The 19,845-nt window shown below is 60.5% G+C and carries 21 protein-coding genes; 20 read left to right on the forward strand and 1 reads right to left on the reverse strand.

The features are described 5' to 3' along the window. Positions 1 to 10: 10 nt before the first annotated feature. From V7D81_RS04560 to V7D81_RS04585, 6 genes are all read left to right on the forward strand, one after another. Positions 11 to 847, forward strand: a complete 837-nt coding sequence (locus tag V7D81_RS04560; protein ID WP_324314811.1) for a response regulator — start codon at positions 11 to 13, stop codon at positions 845 to 847. An 88-nt stretch (positions 848 to 935) separates the two neighbouring features. Then, positions 936 to 1,919 carry a hypothetical protein gene (locus V7D81_RS04565; RefSeq protein ID WP_324314813.1) on the forward strand — a complete coding sequence of 328 codons (984 nt, stop codon included), beginning with the start codon at positions 936 to 938 and terminating at the stop codon, positions 1,917 to 1,919. A 137-nt stretch (positions 1,920 to 2,056) separates the two neighbouring features. After that, positions 2,057 to 3,751, forward strand: a complete 1,695-nt coding sequence (locus V7D81_RS04570) for a hypothetical protein (protein ID WP_324314815.1) — start codon at positions 2,057 to 2,059, stop codon at positions 3,749 to 3,751. Then, complete coding sequence (locus V7D81_RS04575; RefSeq protein ID WP_324314816.1) at positions 3,748 to 4,914, forward strand: ComEC/Rec2 family competence protein; 1,167 nt, start codon at positions 3,748 to 3,750, stop codon at positions 4,912 to 4,914. The genes V7D81_RS04570 and V7D81_RS04575 overlap by 4 nt, the downstream gene beginning before the upstream one ends. 99 nt (positions 4,915 to 5,013) lie before the next feature. Next, entirely contained in the window at positions 5,014 to 6,129 is a 1,116-nt protein-coding gene (locus tag V7D81_RS04580) for a hypothetical protein (RefSeq protein ID WP_324314818.1), read from the forward strand. 175 nt (positions 6,130 to 6,304) lie between these two features. After that, positions 6,305 to 7,132: a hypothetical protein gene (locus V7D81_RS04585; RefSeq protein ID WP_324314820.1), complete on the forward strand. Its 828-nt coding sequence runs from the start codon at positions 6,305 to 6,307 to the stop codon at positions 7,130 to 7,132. 211 nt (positions 7,133 to 7,343) lie between these two features. Here V7D81_RS04585 and V7D81_RS04590 read toward each other — a convergent pair whose 3' ends face one another. Then, positions 7,344 to 7,940, reverse strand: coding sequence for a hypothetical protein (locus tag V7D81_RS04590; RefSeq protein WP_324314822.1), 597 nt, complete (start codon positions 7,938 to 7,940; stop codon positions 7,344 to 7,346). Positions 7,941 to 8,047: 107 nt separating this feature from the next. On the opposite strand from V7D81_RS04590, the gene V7D81_RS04595 reads away from it, so the two are divergent. The 14 genes from V7D81_RS04595 to V7D81_RS04660 all read left to right on the forward strand — a co-directional run bounded on the left by V7D81_RS04595 (position 8,048) and on the right by V7D81_RS04660 (position 19,714). Next, positions 8,048 to 8,614, forward strand: a complete 567-nt coding sequence (locus V7D81_RS04595) for a hypothetical protein (RefSeq protein WP_324314824.1) — start codon at positions 8,048 to 8,050, stop codon at positions 8,612 to 8,614. Between the two features lie 214 nt (positions 8,615 to 8,828). Continuing rightward, a complete protein-coding gene (locus V7D81_RS04600; protein WP_324314825.1) occupies positions 8,829 to 9,128 on the forward strand; it encodes a TrbC/VirB2 family protein in 300 nt (99 codons plus the stop codon). Positions 9,129 to 9,134: 6 nt separating this feature from the next. Then, the gene (locus V7D81_RS04605) at positions 9,135 to 9,509 is read left to right on the forward strand and encodes a type IV secretion system protein VirB3 (RefSeq protein WP_324314826.1); all 375 of its coding nucleotides are present in this window, start codon (positions 9,135 to 9,137) and stop codon (positions 9,507 to 9,509) included. Further along, a complete protein-coding gene (locus V7D81_RS04610; protein WP_324314827.1) occupies positions 9,506 to 11,956 on the forward strand; it encodes a VirB4 family type IV secretion/conjugal transfer ATPase in 2,451 nt (816 codons plus the stop codon). Before V7D81_RS04605 ends, V7D81_RS04610 begins: the two co-directional genes overlap by 4 nt. A gap of 25 nt (positions 11,957 to 11,981) precedes the next feature. After that, the gene (locus V7D81_RS04615) at positions 11,982 to 12,692 is read left to right on the forward strand and encodes a type IV secretion system protein (RefSeq protein WP_324314829.1); all 711 of its coding nucleotides are present in this window, start codon (positions 11,982 to 11,984) and stop codon (positions 12,690 to 12,692) included. Positions 12,693 to 12,708: 16 nt separating this feature from the next. Further along, on the forward strand, positions 12,709 to 12,993 hold the full coding sequence (locus V7D81_RS04620; protein ID WP_324314831.1) for an EexN family lipoprotein: 285 nt from the start codon (positions 12,709 to 12,711) through the stop codon (positions 12,991 to 12,993). A gap of 96 nt (positions 12,994 to 13,089) precedes the next feature. Then, a complete protein-coding gene (locus V7D81_RS04625; protein ID WP_324314833.1) occupies positions 13,090 to 14,022 on the forward strand; it encodes a type IV secretion system protein in 933 nt (310 codons plus the stop codon). A gap of 200 nt (positions 14,023 to 14,222) precedes the next feature. After that, positions 14,223 to 14,942: a virB8 family protein gene (locus V7D81_RS04630; RefSeq protein ID WP_324314834.1), complete on the forward strand. Its 720-nt coding sequence runs from the start codon at positions 14,223 to 14,225 to the stop codon at positions 14,940 to 14,942. Further along, positions 14,939 to 15,727 carry a TrbG/VirB9 family P-type conjugative transfer protein gene (locus tag V7D81_RS04635; RefSeq protein WP_324314835.1) on the forward strand — a complete coding sequence of 263 codons (789 nt, stop codon included), beginning with the start codon at positions 14,939 to 14,941 and terminating at the stop codon, positions 15,725 to 15,727. The genes V7D81_RS04630 and V7D81_RS04635 overlap by 4 nt, the downstream gene beginning before the upstream one ends. Further along, complete coding sequence (virB10, locus tag V7D81_RS04640) at positions 15,724 to 16,932, forward strand: type IV secretion system protein VirB10 (RefSeq protein ID WP_324314837.1); 1,209 nt, start codon at positions 15,724 to 15,726, stop codon at positions 16,930 to 16,932. Before V7D81_RS04635 ends, virB10 begins: the two co-directional genes overlap by 4 nt. A 445-nt stretch (positions 16,933 to 17,377) precedes the next feature. Next, entirely contained in the window at positions 17,378 to 17,803 is a 426-nt protein-coding gene (locus V7D81_RS04645; RefSeq protein WP_324314838.1) for a hypothetical protein, read from the forward strand. Next, positions 17,800 to 18,747, forward strand: a complete 948-nt coding sequence (locus V7D81_RS04650) for a nucleotidyl transferase AbiEii/AbiGii toxin family protein (protein ID WP_324314839.1) — start codon at positions 17,800 to 17,802, stop codon at positions 18,745 to 18,747. Before V7D81_RS04645 ends, V7D81_RS04650 begins: the two co-directional genes overlap by 4 nt. Before the next feature lie 235 nt (positions 18,748 to 18,982). Continuing rightward, the gene (locus V7D81_RS04655; RefSeq protein WP_324314841.1) at positions 18,983 to 19,354 is read left to right on the forward strand and encodes a hypothetical protein; all 372 of its coding nucleotides are present in this window, start codon (positions 18,983 to 18,985) and stop codon (positions 19,352 to 19,354) included. A gap of 9 nt (positions 19,355 to 19,363) precedes the next feature. Next, complete coding sequence (locus V7D81_RS04660) at positions 19,364 to 19,714, forward strand: hypothetical protein (RefSeq protein ID WP_324314843.1); 351 nt, start codon at positions 19,364 to 19,366, stop codon at positions 19,712 to 19,714. Positions 19,715 to 19,845: the final 131 nt, after the last annotated feature.

Genomic DNA, 19,845 nt, shown 5'->3' on the forward strand with positions numbered 1-19,845 from the left:
GAGGCAGGGGATGCAGGGGATGCAAACAATATTGGTCGATGACCAGGTGGCCGCCAACCAGGCCATGATGCGCGAGCTGGGCAAGCTGGGCGACAACGATGCGCTCGCCTTTACGACGCGACAGGATTGCCTGCAGTTCCATCAAGCCCAGCAGGATGGCAGCGAACTCCACTACGTCGTGGATCTGGACCTGGGGAAGGGCCTGGAAGTTGATGGGATCAAACTCGTCAAGGAACTGCGGGCCGCGGAACTGAGCGGGCAGACAATCCTGATTTCTGCGCTGAGTTCGCACATCGACCTGCGGGACAAAGCCATCAAGGCCGGCGCCAATTCCTTCATTGCCAAGACCAAGCCGCAGAGCGATGCGCGGGAAGTGCGCCTGAAGGAACTCCACTTCGGCATGGATGCACGCGCTACGGAAGCAAGGGTCATCGAACAGGGTCTCGCGCAGCAGCAGTACCAGGAGGTTGAGGATCTGATGAAGCTAGCTCGGGAGCAACGCATCAGTTCGGGCGCCGTGCGCGACCGGCTGCGCAAGTTGCTCGCCTTTCGACATCTGGAGAACGGCGCGCTCGATGTGTTGTCGGCCTTGGATCAGTGGCTGATCGAGTGCCCGCCCGCACAGTTGTCCAAGAACGACTACAGCTTCTTCGTGCGTGGCCTGCGATTGTTGAAGAAGGACGATGCGGACGGTCTCACCCGGTGGATTGGCGATGCGCACAAGCGCAGCACTGACGTGATCCTGCCGTGGCTTGCGGAGGGTGATGTACCCGAGGAGGAGGAATCGTGGCCGATCGAGGATGAGGGCACCACAGACGACGATTCCAGGGAGCAGACGGGGAGATAGACCGATGCGGTGTGCGGGAGACGGACTATTTCTGGAAACGAGCGCGCAGATCGCGCGTCTGCTGGAGGGTAAGAGCAGTCGCGAAGGCGTGGCGAGTCTGTGCGAGCGATTCAACCAGGTGGGCACTTCCGCCTTTGTCGAGGCGGAGTTCAATGCGCTGATTTTCGGCTTCATGAAGGCCGTGGTCACGGCCTTGGCACGACTGCCGAATCGCGACCGCGAGCAGGCGTTCAGCGAGATCTGGAATGAAGTCCTGGACCTGCTGCCCGCCTACTACCCGGGAAAGTCTCTGACGCAACGATTCTCGCATGCCCTCGCGGACAGATTTCGCGAGACACCAGTGTCACCGCGTTACATCGAGAACACGTTGCAAGCGCAAATGCGGCTGCTGAAGGGACGCTTCGGTGTTATCGGGCGGCGCAACATGCGATCACTGGGCACCGTCTTCGACCGCACGTCCTGTTGTCTATGGCAGTCGTCCACGAGCTCGCGGTGCGAGCGCGAGGATGTGGAAGGCGAATGCCGGCTGCACGGCAATTGCTGGCGCGAGCGAAGTGCCTGCGAAGCGGCGGTGCAGTGCCTGGCGCAAGCGCCGGTGGAGGAGAAGGAAATCCTGAGCAAGCGCCTGCCGCAGCTCATGTCCGCGACCGATCCTTTCGAATTTCTCAAGATCATTACGCACCATCCGAATGCCTTTGGCGATGTGCTGATCTTCTCGGAAGTGCCGGAGCGTTGGTCGCTTCTGACCAAGGACTACTCGTTCTTTCGGTTGCACAAGGAACTGGACCGCCCCGTCGAAGTGTTGAAAGTACGGTTGCCCCGGACGCGCGTACAACAGCACTGTCAGGTGCGTATCGGCAAAGAGTCGTCACCCATGATCGTAGAGGGCATGATCGAGAACGCATCGCCGCGCGATCTTGGTGTTCGCACGACTCAGCCTCTGGGTCGCAAGAATGCACCTGTGGCAGTGCACCATGACGGACGCTGGTGCATTGGTCGGATAGCGCGCATCGAGGATCCGGCTGCGGATGGCAGTCGCATGTACGGCATCCGCGTTACCCGATACGAATAGCACGCCTGCAACTGTCGTAAGCGTGCAAAGCACGCCTGCGATGGATCGATGCCTTGCGACAGAGGCAGACAACGAATCGCTGAATCACGGCGTCTGACCCGCGACCTGGCGAGTTGGGACATGTGACGGGGAACACGATGGCGAAGCAACTCAAGGATGTGAAAGTGCGTGGCAGGTTCCTGCCGAAGGATCCGCTGGTTGCGCGTCGCGATGGCTTGTGGGCTGTTGACTGCAAGTTGAAAGCCGGCGGCGTCGATAGCGGGCCGACCGGCCCGCGTGCCGTCGTCGTCGACTACAACGCGGATCTCGATGTGCGCTTTGCGCCAGTACGCCTGCAGAAGAATCTGGAGTTTGAGGGACTCGCCAGACTTTCCGGCGAGAAGCTTCTGAACGATGTTCGCTTCCACCAGGTCAACGTGTGGACCATTGTCGAGCGCACGTTGGCCATGATCGAAGACGAAAGTGTGCTCGCGCGCACCATTCCTTGGGCGTCGCAGCTCGGGCGGCTGATCCTGATCCCGCATGCGGGTTACATGGACAATGCGTTCTACAGCCGTGACACAGGCGCATTGCACTTTTTCTACTTCGAAGGACACGACGGTCGCCCCGTCTACACCTGCCTGCACCACGACATCGTTGCGCACGAACTTGGACATGCCGTGCTCGACGGACTGAAGCCGTACTACAACGAAGTCTGTTCGGCGCAAACCGCGGGCTTCCACGAATACTTCGGCGATGCGCTGGCGATGATGGCGAGCCTCAACACGCGGGAGGTTGCGCTGCAGGCGCTCAGGAACAGCAAGAGCAAACTGGCCCCGAAGAACATCGTATCGGCCATCGCCAGTGAATTTGGAGCGGCTATCCGCGGGATGGAGGAGGAGGACTATCTGCGCGGCGCCTGGAACAACCGCACCATGAGCGATCTGGCAGGGACATATGAAGAGCATGACTGGTCGGAGGTGCTGACCGGCATCTACTACGACCTGCTCGAATACCTGCATCCCAAGATACGCCGGGATCTGGAGAAGGCGCATGTCGGGGCCATGAGCGCCGGGCAAAGCCGCTACTACTCCGTGCGCGCGTTATATCGGGCAGCCTCGATGACGGCAGCGGTGATGTTCCGGGCCCTCGACTACTGTCCGCCGGCCGACCTTCGCTATGACGAGTACGCTCGCGCCCTATTGAAAGCCGACGCCACGGCGTACCCCATCGATGCCATGGGAATCCGCGCCAAGCTGCGGACGATCTTCAAGGACCGCAAGATCAAGGTGCCGGAAGAAGACGCCAAGCGCAGCGTCCAGATCCAGTTGGAGTTACGCGGCGTCGATGTGCAGGTGATTGCCTCCACCCATGCCGACGCCTATCGATTCCTCGATGCCCGGCGCGCGCTCTTCTGCATTCCTTACGATGCCAATTTCCAGGTGATCAATGTGTATCGTACCAACAAGGTCTCGAAGGACGGCTACCGGCCGCCACGCGAACACATCATCGAGTTCCTGTGGGAGGAGGATGTGTTGCTGGAGGGCAAGCGCTTTCGTGGGTTGAGTGGGTCGAGCATGCCGCTGTACTGCGGTGGCACGCTGGTGTTCGATACCAACGGCAACTTCCTTCATGAAGTGGCTGTGCCAGCGACCGATCAGCGTCGCAAGGAGCTGAAAAACTACATTGCCTACCTCGTCAGGGAAGGGCAGTTGGGCGTACTCGATGGCGTACGCGGTATCGGTGCACCGCGTGGCAGCGAATCGCGTATTCATGCCACGATCGAAGGCGGGCGAGTACGCCTCAGGCGCAACGCCGCCATGCGCCATCGCTGCGCTCACGGTGACCTATGAGCGGCATCACGATTCGAGCCTACGTCGTGGGGTTCGGTGACTGCGTCCTGCTTAGCCTGCCGGACGGTGCAGCGACCCGGCATGTGCTGGTGGATTTCGGTCGTGCGCCCAATGATGCTGAGAGCCTGCAACGATTTCCCGCCATTGCACGCGACATCGAGCAGGTCTGTCACGGTCACCTGGATCTGGTGATCGCGACCCACGAACATCTGGATCATATCGAAGGATTCTATCGCGAGCGCGCCATCTTCGATCGCATGCGGGTGGACCAGGTATGGCTCGGGCTGCCCAGCCATCCGGACTACTACGCCAACTATCCGAAGGCCCAGTTGAAGAAGCGGCTGCATGACAGCGTGCGCGCGTTCTCTCAATCCGTACACCAACGAGGATTGGTGCTGCATCCGGGCTTCCGCTCCTTGCTCGAGAACAACCTCTCGAACAAGGACCGCATGAACTATCTGCGTACATTGGGCAAGAAGCCGGTGGTCTATCTCGCGCGCGGTAGCAAGGGTATTGCGGCGACGCGCTGGTCGAAGAAGATCAGTATCCATGTGCTGGCGCCCGAGGAGGACACCAGCGTCTACTACGCTAGCGGTCGCGCTCGGGCGCGTCTGCGTGCGCTCGCGGCGGCGGAAGGAATCGCGTTGCCCGATGATGAAGGGCAGTCGTGGACGTTTGCCGACGTGCCGCGGGCCAAACCCAATGATCATCGCGGCTTTTCTCGCAGCGACTTCGAACGCCTGCGCCGCGCCATTCGCGAGGACGGGGTGGCAGCCGCACGTCTCATTGATCGGGCGGAGAACAATACTTCGCTGTGTCTGATCTTCGAAGTGGCGGGCAAGCGCTTGATGCTGGCGGGTGATGCGGAGTTGGAAAGCTGGGCTCACATCCAGCGGCACTGCACACAGCACCTGAAGCCCGTGGATTTCCTCAAGGTTTCACATCATGGCAGCCACAACGGCACACCACCCGAATTGCTCGATACGTTGTTGCCGGTGCGCCGAGCAGCACGAGCGAGCGTGCTGGTATCGACCAAGCGCAACGTGTATGGCACCCAGAATCCCGTGCCCGATGAGGCATTGCTCAACAATCTGCGGCGTCGCTGTCATCAGCTGAAGACCACTGACGGGGTGACCGGTAACTGCGTAACGCTGACCCTTTAGGAGCAGTCAGCATCGCCTGGTGCTGGATCGGACTCCCGCATTCGGACCGCGCCCTGGGGTCCTCAACACCGTATCAGACACCGACTGGAGAACTTCGCGATGGCAACGAAGAAACGCAAGAGCAGTCCACGAAAGCCTGCTGTCCGGCGCCCGCGCACGGCTGCGCTGCCGCGGAGCGTGGGGCCTGTCACGTTGGGGGAAGCGCAGCGTCTGGCTGCCGCCAAAGTCCCGTCCATGCGGCGCGCACTCGTGGGCCGACGTGGCGCGGCCGCGCCGACACCAGTGGAGGCGGCCGAAGCAGTCACGGTCGGTCAGGCGCGCGCGACGCTCGTACGAACGCAGGACGAGGAGCGGCGACGCCGGGAAAAGGAATATGCCCAGATCATTCGCATCATGAAGCAGCGGGGAGCGACCGACATCGCCTTCGCACCGGGAGGCCGCCGCTCGGCGCGCGCAGCCAAGACCATCATCCAGCCGCTGAAAGTATTCGCAGAAGGCGATTCGTGGTTCGACTATCCGCCGTTCCTGTTGTCTGGTGGTGTGATTCCGCGTCTGCAGCGATTGATCAAGGTTCCGATCCTGAACATGGCACGAGCTGGCGATGAGGTGCGTTTCATGCTCGGCGTCAAACAAAGAAAATCGCTGATCGAAAAATTCACTGCGGGATGCCCCGCGGGCGGGCCGTGGGATGCACTGCTTTTCTCTGGTGGAGGTAACGATATCACCGACAATCCGATGGTGCTGTGGGTCAAGGACTTCATCGCGGGTGGCAACGCCAAGGCTCATCTGGATCCTGCGCGCTTTGCTACGGCATTGTCGCTCGTGCGGATCGGGTACGAAGATCTCATCACGTTGCGGGATCAGCTCAGTCCGAAGACTGCACTTTTCTTTCATGGTTACGACTTTGCCATTCCTGACGGGCGCGGCGTGTGCGGACTCGGTCCGTGGCTCAAGCCGACGTTCGACATCCGGCGGATTGTTGATCCAACGCTGGCGTTCGAGATTGTGAAAGAGATGCTGTTCCAGTTCGAGGCCATGTTAACGACCCTCGCGGCCAAGCACGCAAATGTGCATGTAGTCGGAACTCAGGGTACGTTGAAGCCGGTGTCGGGCTCCTGGCACAACGAATTGCATCCATCGAAGAAGGGCTTCGATCAGATCGCTGCCAGGTTTCACGCAAGCATCAAGGGTGTGTTTCCGGATCGTGTCTTTTGATTCGCCCGACAAAGGGGCAAGGCCACGTTCGTCACCTAGCTTGAAGTTGTTTCGGGCTCCGCGATCCGGCCGCCGCCCTTCATGTGATTCTTGACGATGTAGGCAACGGTCGGGGCTGTGTTTGAAGCCCGTGGCCTGTTCACCGTATGACCGTAGTTACTGCAAGGAGTATGAGTTGAACAAACCGAATCTGTTTCGGGCACCGAAGGAATGGTCGCTCGCCGATATCTCGAAGGGGTTGGCAGTGGTTGCCGTTGGTTTTGGCTTTCACTTCCTGCGCGCATATTGCGCTCAGAATAGTGTTCCCTTTCCCATGTCGTTGAGCGAATTGCCCGTGTTGCTGAGCACGGTAGCAGCGATTGCGTTGTTTTTTGTGGTCATTGCGGCTGGATTCATCATGTTGCCTGCGCTCAATTCGCTGGGACGATACGAATCCTACCAGCAGGCCCTGGACAGGCTGCTGGATGGCGGCAAATGGCCGAAGTTTTGGCTACGTTGTGCGCTCCCGCTGGCGGCGCTCAGTTATGTCCCCTTGGGCGTAGTGCTTTCAGCCCGCGTGGAAGAGCCCCAATGGCATGTGCTTGCAATAATCGCCGCTTTTTTCTACGGCATACTTGCGTGGATATGGATATTGAAACATCGATCCGATGGCGATTTTGTGCCGATGATCCTTCTATTCGGATTCCTATGGATGACGATCACTTCAAGTGTGGCGGTGTTGGCTGGGGCGACGCGGTTATCGACATGGGCAGCCGGCCTGGCAGGTGCTATTGGTGGCTTTCTGCCTGCTCGTCCTGTCGTTCGTGTATGCGGTTCTTTCATTCGCGAAAGCCACCAAGCGTGCACGAAATCAAGTGCTGTTCGGGGCAGCGTGTATCTTGATGTTGCCCTTGTTGTTCGCACGTCCGGTGGCTGCATACTTTGGCGGCCTTGCGCTCAACGTGCTCAATATGGGTGGTGGCCTGAATCTGTCGTACTTGAGTGTCAGCGCGGATCCGCTTGAAGATGGAGCGCTGTATCAATTGGTGTTTCAGACTGCTGACCGCACCTATCTGAGGAACGTGAATGGGAATGGAGCGATCGAGTTCATTCCCACGAGTTCGATCCGGTGTCTCAAGATCGATGACACAGCCAAAGTGACCTATACGCGTCGTTGTGGGTCAACGACAACGGCAGGAGATGCTGACGCGATTGGATGACGCTTGGCGCCGGGACTACTCAAGATGACGGCGAACGACGTTTTCGTGCGTAGCACGAGCAGGGGCCGGGTGGGACTGTCGGGGCCTTCGGCAGGCATCACAACCCTCGCGTACTAGCTGAAACGGATCGCGCAGAACGCCGCCGCCGCATCGGCTGCAATGACTCAGTTGAATACTCTTGCCGGTCTGCAGTCCGCGGGCGAGCAGCAGCAATTGATCGAAGCTGATAGAAGGTGCCTGATAGCTTTGTCGATGAAACTCCAGCAGGTCGCAGAGTCGCTCACCCGTGGCGAGGCGATAGAACGAATTTGCAGATCCTGCATGGTCGTCCCCAAGAACGCCGAATGTTCTGCAGAGGATCGCGAGATAGGCACCTTCGGCGCGCAAGGCCGGAAAGCGGAAGAAGGGGGTGAAGGAATTCGGGGCCGGCCCGCGACTGCGGTCGGTGTCGGAAAATCCCCAGCGCTTGCGCCACTTGGCCAGCCGATGCGGCGACAGCGAGGTAAAGCGGCAGATGGTCTGGGTGCGTGCCTCGGCGCACAACAACCGGTACGCCAGGCGAGTCTGCCGGAACTCCCACTGTGCGCGATCGGCATGCGTCGGCGCGGCCATCGTCTTCAGTGCCTGTAGGTTCGCGCAGTTGCACCGAAACTCAGACAGCGCGCATTCGGCGCAGCCGATAGGCTCCCATGGAGAGGTAATCTGACGGAGGTGATCGCATGTCCGCAGCAGAAACAATGGTGACGGCAGAGGCGGAGGAAGCGCTGCGGGTCATGGCGCACATTCGCGACTCGAACCGGGAAGTGGCCGAGGTGATGCTGCAGATGCGGGAGGGACATGGCGCGGCTTCCGCATCGACTGCGAAGGCACTGCAACGGCTGGAAGAGCTGCCGTGTCTTCTCGGCGATTTTCGATTTTCGGATGAGGCGTTCTGGAACGACCGCGTGCGGGGTCTGACGGCGGATTCGCCGAATGCGGTTGCGTCGAACGTCGACCTGCCAATGGCGCAGCACCTGCTCAGCATCGCATGGCACTGTGGACGGGCGGGCGTCGGGCCGCGATTGTTGCTCGGGATCCGCCGAGAGGTCGGACTGCTGATCACCACGCTGCGATTCCGGCAGCTCGATGCGATTGCGTTGACCTACGCGGGCGAGGTTCGGCGACGCTGGGACGATGTGCCGCAATTCTGGGAACAGCTGCTGGCGACGGCGCAGCACGGCAGCGACGAACAGTGGTCGCGATTCCAGGTGCATGCTCTGCGACTCCTTGGGCGCGAATCTCTGTGACGTCCCGAGGGTGCCTGAAGACGGCTATTCCCGCTCCGATCTGATCAGATCGGTTCTGGTGGGATTGGCTGGTGCGGGTCTTGCCGGGGCCGTGGCCAGAGGCTGTCGCGTGTCCTCTCGTCGAGGTTTCCTGACAATCTGAATCGAAACTCGAACCGAGTTCAGTCGAGTGGCGTGATTCGCTCTGTCGCAGTCGGCGATGAGGTCACGGCCCATGAACACACGGATCAGCGGTTCTCATCTGGGATCGGTGGCGACAGTGGCGGTAGCGCTGTCGCTATACGTTTCATCGGTTCTCTCCCAGTCGGTGTTCGATACCGGTGCCAGCTCGATGGTGGATTGGGTGCTCACCATTGCCACACCCATCGCGATCATCGTGGTCATAGGTGCAGGTGTTGCCGCCATGATCGGCAAGATCACCTGGAGCTGGGTGGTCGGTGGTCTGGTCGGCATCGGGGTCATCTTCGGCGCTCCACAGATTGTGCCGTGGGTGCGGGACATGTTCGGGGTTTAGGACGCCATGGACGAGCGCAATCAGGGCCTGCGGGCAGACCCGTTGTTCGTCGGTGTGACACGGCCGGCGATGCGCTGGGGCGTGGCGTATCCGGCATTGCTCCTGAACCTGGTCGTCGTCATGGAAGTCTTCCTGGTCACCAAGAACCTGCTGACACTGCTCATCGCGGTGCCCATCCATGGCCTGTGCCTGTTGCTGTGCGCGCGTGATGCGCGGTTCTTCGACTTGTTGTTTCTCTGGGGTGTCACGCGGTTGCCGGGATACTTCGGCAATGTGCGTTTCTGGAAGGCAGCCTCCTACAGTGCGCTCGCATTGACCTTGCCGGATCGTTCAGGGCGTCGGCGCAGCACGGTGAGGGTGGGGCTGGAGAGGCAGCAGTGAGCGGGTTGAACGCCGTACGCGATGCGCGCTCGCGGCGGGAGCTGTGCGCATCGCTGCGTATTCCGTACACCTCGCAGGCAACGGCGAGTCTGGTACGGACCAAGGCCGGGGACTTCGTGCAGGTCTTCCGGTTGCAGGGTGGCAGCTTCCAAAGCGCCGATGATGAAACGCTCAACCAGTGGCATGAACGATTGAATCTGACCTGGCGCAACCTGGCGTCGCCGCAGGTAGCGATGTGGGTGCACGTAGTGCGTCGGCGCGAGCGGCTGGAGGGCGCCGGTACGGGCGGCGATACCTTCGCCGAACGATTGGCGCATCGCTATCGGCAGCGGCTCGCTGGTGAGACGTTGATGGTCAATGAGCTGTACCTGTCGATCGTGTACCGGCCGGCGGTCGGCGTGACGGCAGGGCTCGCGGCGCGGCTCATGCAGCGGCGGAACGACGTAGGGATGGCGAACGCCACGACCGAAGCCATCGAAACCAGCGAGAAGCTCGCCGGTGCGGTGCTTTCATCGTTGGATCGGTATGAGCCGGAGCGGCTGACGGCCTATTGCAACGGCGGGCGTTGGTACTCGCCGGTGCTGGAACTCCTGGGTGGCCTGATCAATGGCGAAATGCAGCCGATGCCGATGCCGCGTGCGCCGCTGGATGAGGTGCTGGCGACCAGCCGGCTGGTGTTCGGCACCGAAGTGATCGAGTACCGGTTGCCAACGAAGACGCGACTGGGTGCGATGCTGGGCATCAAGGAGTATCCGACACCGAGTGTGGTCGGCATGTTCAATCCGCTGCTGTCGGCGCCGTTCGAATTCGTGCTGACGCAGTCGTTCACCTGTCTCACCAAGGCCACGGCGCAGGGGTTGCTGCAGCGACAGTACAACCGCATGGCCAATGCCGGAGATTTTTCTGTCTCGCAGGCGGAGGAACTGACCGAGGCACTGGATGAGTTGACGTCGAACGGATTTGTGATGGGCGACCATCACTTCTCGCTGCAGGTGATGACGGAGGCGGATACGGGACGCGATGGACGCTCGGCTGAGGAACGCATGGCGCGACTGAATGATGCCGTGGCGCTGGCGCGCGCGCTGCTGTCGGATAGCGGCATGACGGTGGCGCGCGAGGACCTGGGGCTCGAAGCGGCGTTCTGGGCGCAGCTGCCGGGGTGCTTTGCCCTGCGGCCGCGCAAGTCGCCGATCACTTCGCGCAATTTCTCGGCCATGGCGCCGTTCCACAACTTTCCGGCCGGTCGCGCCCAGGGCAATCACTGGGGCGAGGCACTGGCGGTGCTGATGACGCAGGCGCGCTCCCCATATCACTTCAGCCTGCATGCCAGCGATCCGCGCGATCCGGATGGGGGCAGTCGCAAGGATACGGGGCATACCTTCATTTGCGGTCCCACGGGATCGGGCAAGACGGTATTCATCGGCTTTCTGGTGTCACTACTGGCGACGCGCGGCGTGTCGCAGGTGGTGTTCGACAAGGACCAGGGGCTGGAGATCCTGGTACGTGCGCTCGGTGGCGAATACTTCTCGCTGCAGAACGGCGCGCCGACGGGACTCAATCCGCTGCAGCTGGAGGCGAATGCCACGAATGTCGAGTTCATGAAGGCATGGCTGGGCATGCTGGCGCGCGGTTCGCGGGTGCTCAAGGCCAGTGAACATACGGAGCTTGAGCAAGCACTGCGTGGCACGCTGGCGCTGCCGGTGGCCTCGCGACGACTGTCGCGGCTGATTGAGTTCACCGATGCCACGGTGGTCGATGGCGTCCATGCGAATCTGTCTCGCTGGTGCGAGAGCTGCGGTGGGGAGTACGCCTGGGTCTTTGACAATCCGGTCGATACGGTCGTGCCGCGGATGGGTGCCGGGACGCTGGTCGGCTTTGATGTCACGCATTTCCTGAATCATGAAACGATCCGCGGGCCGCTGAATCGCTATCTCTTTCACCTGGTCGAGCGGTTGCTGGATGGTCGGCCGCTGGTGTGCTGGGTGGATGAATTCTCTACGGCGCTGGCAGATCGGGACTTCCAGGGCTTTGCGGACAATGCACCGAAGACCTGGCGCAAGCTGAATGGCGTGCTGTGTGCGGCCACCCAGACGGCCGGCAGTGTGCTCGACAGTCCGATCGCACGAACGATCGTCGAGCAGACGGCGACCAAGATCTTCTTCCCGAATCCGGATGCCAATGCCAAGGACTATGTGGAGGGATTCGGGCTCACGCAGCGCGAGTTCCATCTGATCCATGAGCAGCTGGAGCCGGGATCGCGCTCGTTCCTGGTGAAACAGGGGCATGCGAGCGTGGTGTGTCAGCTGGATTTGCGGGGATTCGATGCCGAGTTGCGGGTGATCTCCGGGCGACGGCGCTCGGTGGAGCAGATGAGAGTGGCGCTCGAGAGGGCGGGCGGCGATCCGCAATGCTGGCTGCCGGTGTTTCTTTCCATGGGAAGCCAGTGAAATGGCTTGGTGCGCGGAGAGTGTCATGTGTCAGAAGGCAGTAGGGAGTGTCGTTCTCGCGTTGTGTCTGTTGCAGGTGGCGCCGACGGCATCGGCGCAGTTCGCGGTCGTTGACGCGGCGGCCATCGTGCGGCTGACACAGCAGATCCAGTCGATGCGTGAACAGCTGGAGACGACGCGGCAGCAATTGACGCAGGCGAGACAGACCTATGAGGCCATGCGCGGTGGTCGCGGCATGGAGCGTCTGTTGGAAGGGACGGTAAGAAACTATCTGCCGCCGTCGTGGGAGGAACTGGAGTCGGCAGTGGTAAATGCGAGCGTGCAGTACCAGCAGCTGGCGAATGAAGTGCGAGCGCTACAGCAACAGAACGCCGTTCTCGGTCCCCAGGCGCTAGAACTGCTGTCGCCGCGGGATCGACAGGAGCTGGAACGGGCGCGCCAGGCGGTGGCCATGCATCAGGTCACGGCACGTGCGGCATTGACTGCGAGCAGTCAGCGCTTTGAATCGCTGCAACGGCTGATCGATGCCATTCCGGCGGCGGGGGATCAGAAGGCGATCCTGGATCTTCAGGCAAGGATTGCGGCGGAGCAGGGGATGCTGGTGAATGAGCAGACAAAACTGCAAATGCTCGCGGTTGCAATCGAGGCGGAACGAAATGCACGGCGCCAACGATTGAAGGAACAAGCCATCGATGCATTTGGATCTCTGAGAGACCTGCCGCCGATCGGATTGTGATCGAGGAGCTACTCCGATGATGAGCCTGCATATGTCCCGCCTGCTAGTCAGCGTACTTGCCGTGTTGATGCTTGTGGCGTGTAGCCGGAAGCCGTCCGAGTACACAGTCGGTTACTACAAGGCTCACAAGGAGGAAAGAACGGAGAAGTTGCGGGAATGTGCAGATGATCCGGGCGCCCTACGGGATGATCCGCTGTGTATCAACGCGAAGCAGGCGGATCGTGACGAGGCGATCGGCAGCCTGCGAGATCTCCCGCCTGTGGGGTTGCTTGATGATTTGAAGGACGAGAAGAAGGACTAGGTCTTTAGATGGAGTCGAACCATGGGCTTCTCTGCGGAACTTAACGCTTGGCTCGTTCGCGTTCTCGTTGGATATGTATCTGACAGCACGGTGAGGATGGCAAACATCTTGGAGCCGGTTGTGGTGTCACTGGGCGTTCTCTACATCATCGTGTGGGGATATCTACAGCTGATGGGGAAGGTTGAAGAGCCCTTCATGACTGGTATGAAGCGAATATTTACGCTCGGCATCATCATGGGAGCATCCATTCAGCTCTGGGCGTTCCATGAACTCATGGTGGATACATTCTTTAATGTTCCAGCCGCCCTGGGCGCTCAAATGGTAGGTGCGTTCGATCAGGTGGAAGTGGTCGACGCGATATTTTTCAGAGGATTCGATGCAGCGCGCTTACTGGTGGATCGCGGAACGATCTTCGATGACAACATCATCTTTTTCTTTGTTGGTGGTGCGGTCTATCTGATCGTCTTTCTCACAGGCGTCTATACGCTCTTTCTATTGACGCTTTCAAGAATCGCTCTGTCAGTTCTCCTTGCCTTGGGTCCTCTCTTCATTGCCTTGCTGCTCTTTGAAACGACGAAGAAGTTCTTCGAGTCATGGATCGCGCAGCTGGCGAACTATGGCTTCATTGCCCTGCTGACGACCCTGGTAGCTGCGCTCATGATGACTGTGGTTCTGAAGACAGCAGAAGCGGCCGTCCGCATAGGGGGCGAGATCTCCGTCGCCGATGCAGCACGGCTGTTGATTGCCGCTGGTTTGACGTTCCTTGTGATGCGCCAAGTCATGCCCATGGCCGCAGGATTGGCCAGTGGTCTGGCGCTCAGTACGTTCGGCGTGGTGAGCGCCGGTTTGAAGTGGGGACTCGGTACATCGAGCCGCAGTCTGGGGCACTTCGCTCGTGGCCTGACCGATACACAGACGACCCGCTGGGATTCGTATAGCCGTAAGGCGGGCCATTGGATGAGAAGGGGTGTGGTGAGTGGAGCCCGATGGGCCGGTCGGCGCGACAACTATGTGCGGCGGGCATGGTAGATCCGGGGATCTCCAATGAGACTCATCTTGATCTCGATCCTTTTTCTGGCGGCGTGTACATCGGTTCCTGCGCACAAGGATTGCGAGCGGAAGTTGGTGCCAATCAATGGGCATGTGGCGGGTACAGCGGGTACCGACGCGACTGATCCGGGCGAGACGGGCACCCGGTAGGGAGCAGTGCAGTGGCCAAGGATGCAGCATTGGAGCAGTACCTGACGGAGGCGGCGTCGTGGGATGCCGATCGTGCCGCTCAGGCGCAGCGCAGTGCGCGGATCGCCTGGTCGGTGGCGGCGGGGGCGGGAACCTGCGCGACACTCACGGCATTGGCGATTGCGATCTTGATGCCGCTCAAGCGGGTGGATCCGTTCGTGATCCGCGTCGATGAAACCAGTGGCGTTGTGGATGTGGTGCCGGTGTTTGAAGGAGGTGTGGATCTGCCGCAGGCGGTCACACGGTATTTCCTGGATCACTACGTGACCGTGTGTGAGCGCTTCAATCTCGCGACGGCGGAGAGCGATTACGAGGAGTGCGGTGCGTTTCATACGGCGCAGCGCAATCAAGTCTGGTATCAGCAGTGGAATCGCGCCAATCCGGAGTCGCCGCTCAACCGCTATCGCGATGGGACGGTGCTGCAGGCGCAGGTCCAGTCGATCAGCTTCTTCACGCGAGGCAACGGGGTGGCGGACCTGGCGCAGGTGCGCTACGTGAAGCGGCGGCGCAATCCCAGTGGTGCGGAAGTGGAGCGAAGCCAGTGGATCGCGACGGTGCAGTATGCCTATGCGAAGCCTTCCAGCGACGCGCGGACGCGTCGCTGGAATCCATTGGCATTCAAGATCATTGATTTCAGGCCGGAGCCGGAGCTGGCACCGCGTCAGGAGCCTGGTGCATCGGTCGTGCGCCGTGAGATGCAGGCGCCATGAAGGCCCTTGTCGGCGCGCTGGCGTTGCTGGGCTGCACGACACCTCCGATGGCCGAGGTCATGCCGTCGCGTGGGGCGGTGGATTCACGCATTCGGACGGTCACCTACGATCCGCAGCAGGTCTATCGGCTGGAGGCGTTCGTCGGCTATCAGATCGAACTGGTGTTCGCGCCGGGTGAGTCCTTTGCCGGGCAGGCAAGCGGCGATGGCGAAGGCATTACGGTGGGGGCACATGCGAACCATGTGATCGTCAAGCCGCGGGCCGAGCAGGTGGGCACGAATCTCGTCATCTATACCAATCGGCGGGCCTATCGCTTCGACTACCGGGTGCATGCGCATGCGCCGGATCCGCAGTCGGATGAGGTGATCTATGCCCTGCTGTTCACTTACCCGTCGGAGTCGCGAGCCAAGAGCGGTGAATGGGAGCGTTCGCTCACGCAGGCGCAGGCGGTGCGCGAGCGCAACTGGGACTACTGGTTCTGTGGCAGCGAGGCGGTAAGGCCGGTGGCGGCGTTTGATGATGGAGTGCAGACGCACCTGACGTTCGGATCGCGTGCGGAGCTGCCGGCGGTGTTCGTGCTGAATGACGATGACAGCGAGTCGTTGCTCAATTTCACGGTGGTCGATGGTGTGGTCATCATCCATCGGGTGGCGCGGCGGTTGATCGTACGGCGCGGCGGGTCGACTGGATGCATCGTCAATCGCAGCTACTCAGGTGGTGGCGAGCGGCTGGAGTCGGGAACGTTGGCGCCGGACGTGATGCGCGAGCGCAGGGCGATCGAATGAATACCTCCGACCCGCAGCAGGAGCATCAGGAACCGCCGAGGCATGAAGAGACGCGCGGGACGATCGAAGAATCGATCATTGTCGGAGAGCGCGGCATTCCGTCGGTGAATCGCACCCGTTCGCTGAACTCGAAAGCGAGCCATGTGCTGGCCATGGGATTGATGGGGGCGATCGGACTGGGAATGCTCACCTGGTATTTCGCGAATGCGGCGGCAAGGCATGCGCGGCAGCAAGCGAGCGCGCGATCCTCGGGCGAAGAGAAAGCCAAAGCGGAGATGGTGCTGCCGGCGCTGGGGCGTGTTGAGCCGCCACCGGTGCTGGAACGAGTCCTCGGACCAGAGCCCGAGCTGCCGCCACCGAATGAGGCGTGGGTCGCGCCGAGGCCTGCATCGACGCAGTCCGCTGCGGTTGAGGCTGCGCCCGGGCAGGCGAAGTCGCCGGCGCAGCTTGCGCTGCAGCGGCAGTTGTCGGGGCCGGTGTTCGTGGCGCATCGCGAGGCATTGAGCGAGGCGGCGCAGCAGGGAGCGGGCGGACGTGTATCCGCAATGGAGCAGGGCAATGCGCGGGGACTCGATGAGTGGTTTGCGTCCACGGTAACGCCAGCAGCGCTGGCGGGCGTGTTGCCGAGTTCACGATTGTTGCTGCCGAAGGGAGCGTTCATCGATTGCACCCTGGAGACTGCGCTGGATTCGACGTTGCCGGGGATGGCGACATGTGTCACGGCGAGCGATACGTTCAGTGTCGATGGCGGCGTGGTGTTGCTGGAGCGGGGCACCAAGCTCGTGGGCGAGACGCGCGGTTCGGTGCGGCAGGGGCAGGCACGGATTTTCGTGTTGTGGACGCAGGCGCGCACGCCGTCCGGTGTAGTGGTGGAGTTGGCATCGCCAGGGACCGATGAGTTGGGACGAGCGGGATTGCCGGGCGAGGTGGACCGTCACTTTGGCGAGCGCTTCGGTGCGGCGATGCTGATCTCGCTGATCGATGGCGTGGTGCAGACGGCAGTGCAGTCATCGATGGAGGGCGCCGCGGTTATCTACAACCCGTCGACCTCGCAGGACATCCTGACGGAAGTACTGCGCAGTACCGTGAACATCCCGCCGACGGTGCGCAAGCAGCAGGGCGATCGTATCCAGGTGCTGGTCGCACGCGATCTGGATTTTCGGGCGGTGTATCGGCTGCGTGCGGCCGCGACGGAAGGACGGTAAGTGGCTACTTCACCTAGGTCACGTCCGAGGGGTGATCGCTTCCTCTACGGCGCGAGCCCGGACGAGTCCACACGCCGCAGAACTGAGGGTTATCCGTCCAGGTTGGGATGCACACATATATATGTGCAGGCAATCGGGAAGAGAGGGCGCAGGCGTTGACTTGCGGTACGCACCCAGATCGCTGCTGGTGTCCTATCCAATTTTATCTATGAAATCATTTAGTTGCGAATGGAGTTCTGGTGTGACAGAAGACCTCGTGGGAGCGACCTAAGGACGAACACGCGCACCCTATTGGTGCTGGAATGGGAGTGATTTCTGTCGGTGAAATCATTTCTTCGGATAGAGAGATATTTCAATAATATCAGTAACATGAGGTGTTTTTTCGGGTTGTCATCTGTCGGTTTTTTGCATATCATTGTGTCGGGTTTTTGCAAGCAGGTTTCGTATGCGCGGTCGACGCAGAAGGACATTACGCGACAAGGTGGAGGCATTGATCGCTCGCAGGGGCGACGATGTATTTCTGACGCGCGAGTTCGCTCGCCTCGGAGGCGAGGATCAGATCATTCGAGCCCTGCGGGAGTTGGTGAGAGAGGGGCGGCTGATTCGGCTTGGCTATGGCGTTTATGCGCGTGCCGAGCCCTCCAGGCTTTCGGGTCGTCCTGTCATTTCTGCTCGCGACGGCTTCGTTGGGGCTTCGCGCGAAGCTTTGACCAAGCTGGGCGTCGCTTGGGAGCCGACTGAAGCAGAACGTGCGTACAACGAAGGTCGGTCGACGCAGGTGCCGGCTAATGCGGTCGTCCGTATCAAAGGCCGCTTTGCTCGCCGTTTAGGTTACGGCAGCAACAGCCTCGTGGTTGAGCGCCGCACGTGACCTATGATCCGGCCGAAATTCGTGAGGCCCAGGAATATTTCGGTTTCGCGCGACCCGTACTGATCGAGAAAGACTGGCACATCATTCGCGCAATGAGCGCCATCGCTGCTACGAACGCTGCTCCGTTTCAGCTGATATTTTCTGGCGGAACTTGTCTGGCACGCGCCCACAAGCTGATCCGACGCATGTCGGAGGATATCGATTTCAAGATCGTGTCTATCGAAGCAGATGCGGTTAGCAAGACACAGCGCCGCAAGCAGCTTGCCGAGTTGCGCGACAAGATCACCGCGAGCCTTCAAGGAGCTGGATTTCCAGTCGATCCTGCCGACAGCGAGCAACTTCGCTCGCGCGACGACAATCGCTACACGGTCTATCAACTCCAATATGCAACGCCTGGGAAAGAAGATCTTCCCTTGCGGTCGACGATCCAAATCGAATTGAATCACGCAATCCTGCGGAAAGCTCGTGTGGAGCTTCCAGTTGCGTCGTTCGTCGCCGAGGCGTTTGGGCGTGTTCCGGAAATACTCGCAATCCCTTGCGTCACGGTCGAGGAGACTGCGGCGGAGAAACTGATATCACTTACTCGTCGAACGGCAATGGAGATCGCGGGATTGAGTCGCGCTCCCGACCCTACTCTTGTGAGGCACATCTACGATCTGCATGTCATCAGAGAGCGCTGTGACGCCCGGTCGGTCATGGCGCTGGCTCAAGAAGTCCTGCAACAGGATGCTGAAGAGTTCCGCAATCAGTTTCCGGCTTATCGTGACGATCCCGCTGAACAGACGCGCCGTGCGCTCGCGGCGCTCGAGAAGGAAGAGCTGTATGCGAGCAGGTATGCCGAGTTCGTCCAGTTGATGGTCTATGGCGAGCGACCCTCTTATGTTGATGCAATGCAGACCGTGGCGTCGCTGACAAAGGATCTGCTCGTATCGCTTTCGAGATAGATGAAACGTGGTGAGTCCTATGGAGAAGGCTCGCTGGTTTCGGTCATAGTTCTAGCGAGTGGGCTGTATGTGCTGGAACTCGTTGGGGGGGGCAATGACCTGCGATTTCGCGCAGTCGCTCGGCCAGGTGTGGCCGTATCCGGAGGCGTGCGGTGGCTGGCACACATATAGTTGGGTACCAGTCGGTTAAGTGATTGGCTTCATTTTCTATTTGGACATCTGATATACACGATGCATGTCCAAAGATACGACTTTCCGTATCGATCCGGCGATCCAGGGCGGGCTCAAGACACTGTCGCGGCTGCTCGGCAAGCCGGTGAACAAGCTGGTCAATGACGCCTTGCTCCAGTACGTGAAAGCACAGGCCGGAAAGATGGAAGTCGATCTGCTGCGCGAGTACCGAGATCTGGATCCAGATCTGAGCCGCTCCGTCGGTCAGGCGGTACAGCGTGAGATGGGGTATGTGGGTCGTGATCCGATGGAAGGAATCTTGCTGCCCGAGGGTGAGGACGCACCAGTGAGCGACCGCAGGATGAGAATGCTCGGCACACCTGCTGCGCCGAGTCCGGCCCAGCGAGAGTTGCGCGCGATCCTCAAGCGACGCTGAACTTCCCCCATGCCTCACTGGGATGCCAACAGCAAGCACCTGCTTGAGAACATCCGGCGCGTTGTCACGTCCATTCATCGGTCGGCGGTCGAGCGCGAGCCGCTCACCCTCGAGGTTGCCCGGCAGTGGCATTTTGGATTGATGGAGGGACTCACGATTCCAGAAGGCGAGCAGTGGCGCGGTGCGTTTCGTGGCGAACCGGGCTGCATACCGACAGGTACGCATCGGCCTTTGTTTGCTCAGTACCTCGAAGGATACTTCGCTGACCAGCTGTTCGATGACGATGAGCCACCGCAAGCCGACTGGATGCGTCGCCCGCTTGTTCTGCCAGTGCCGAATTCGACAGGCCGGACGACATGAGCACCTGGCAGATTTCCGCGCGCAGCCGCGTGATCAGTGGCCATCTGTTCTTCTTCTCGGTTGCGTCGTCAGCTTCCGGTAGAGTCGAGATGTGGCGCGGTGACAGTAGGCTTGGTTTGTCTGTTGCCGTC

This window comes from Povalibacter sp. (assembly GCF_036735925.1).
GTDB lineage: Bacteria > Pseudomonadota > Gammaproteobacteria > Steroidobacterales > Steroidobacteraceae > Steroidobacter.

What these genes read in the sequence shown, in the direction of transcription:
- V7D81_RS04620 (WP_324314831.1), top strand. Translation starts at nt 12,709, where the DNA reads ATGATGAGCCTGCATATGTCCCGCCTGCTAGTCAGCGTACTTGCCGTG.
- V7D81_RS04580 (WP_324314818.1), top strand. Translation starts at nt 5,014, where the DNA reads ATGGCAACGAAGAAACGCAAGAGCAGTCCACGAAAGCCTGCTGTCCGG.
- V7D81_RS04600 (WP_324314825.1), top strand. Translation starts at nt 8,829, where the DNA reads ATGAACACACGGATCAGCGGTTCTCATCTGGGATCGGTGGCGACAGTG.
- V7D81_RS04595 (WP_324314824.1), top strand. Translation starts at nt 8,048, where the DNA reads ATGTCCGCAGCAGAAACAATGGTGACGGCAGAGGCGGAGGAAGCGCTG.
- V7D81_RS04605 (WP_324314826.1), top strand. Translation starts at nt 9,135, where the DNA reads ATGGACGAGCGCAATCAGGGCCTGCGGGCAGACCCGTTGTTCGTCGGT.
- V7D81_RS04645 (WP_324314838.1), top strand. Translation starts at nt 17,378, where the DNA reads ATGCGCGGTCGACGCAGAAGGACATTACGCGACAAGGTGGAGGCATTG.
- V7D81_RS04625 (WP_324314833.1), top strand. Translation starts at nt 13,090, where the DNA reads ATGGCAAACATCTTGGAGCCGGTTGTGGTGTCACTGGGCGTTCTCTAC.
- V7D81_RS04655 (WP_324314841.1), top strand. Translation starts at nt 18,983, where the DNA reads ATGTCCAAAGATACGACTTTCCGTATCGATCCGGCGATCCAGGGCGGG.
- V7D81_RS04570 (WP_324314815.1), top strand. Translation starts at nt 2,057, where the DNA reads ATGGCGAAGCAACTCAAGGATGTGAAAGTGCGTGGCAGGTTCCTGCCG.
- V7D81_RS04590 (WP_324314822.1), bottom strand. Translation starts at nt 7,940, where the DNA reads ATGGCCGCGCCGACGCATGCCGATCGCGCACAGTGGGAGTTCCGGCAG.
- V7D81_RS04660 (WP_324314843.1), top strand. Translation starts at nt 19,364, where the DNA reads ATGCCTCACTGGGATGCCAACAGCAAGCACCTGCTTGAGAACATCCGG.
- V7D81_RS04560 (WP_324314811.1), top strand. Translation starts at nt 11, where the DNA reads ATGCAGGGGATGCAAACAATATTGGTCGATGACCAGGTGGCCGCCAAC.
- V7D81_RS04575 (WP_324314816.1), top strand. Translation starts at nt 3,748, where the DNA reads ATGAGCGGCATCACGATTCGAGCCTACGTCGTGGGGTTCGGTGACTGC.
- virB10 (WP_324314837.1), top strand. Translation starts at nt 15,724, where the DNA reads ATGAATACCTCCGACCCGCAGCAGGAGCATCAGGAACCGCCGAGGCAT.
- V7D81_RS04635 (WP_324314835.1), top strand. Translation starts at nt 14,939, where the DNA reads ATGAAGGCCCTTGTCGGCGCGCTGGCGTTGCTGGGCTGCACGACACCT.
- V7D81_RS04615 (WP_324314829.1), top strand. Translation starts at nt 11,982, where the DNA reads ATGTGTCAGAAGGCAGTAGGGAGTGTCGTTCTCGCGTTGTGTCTGTTG.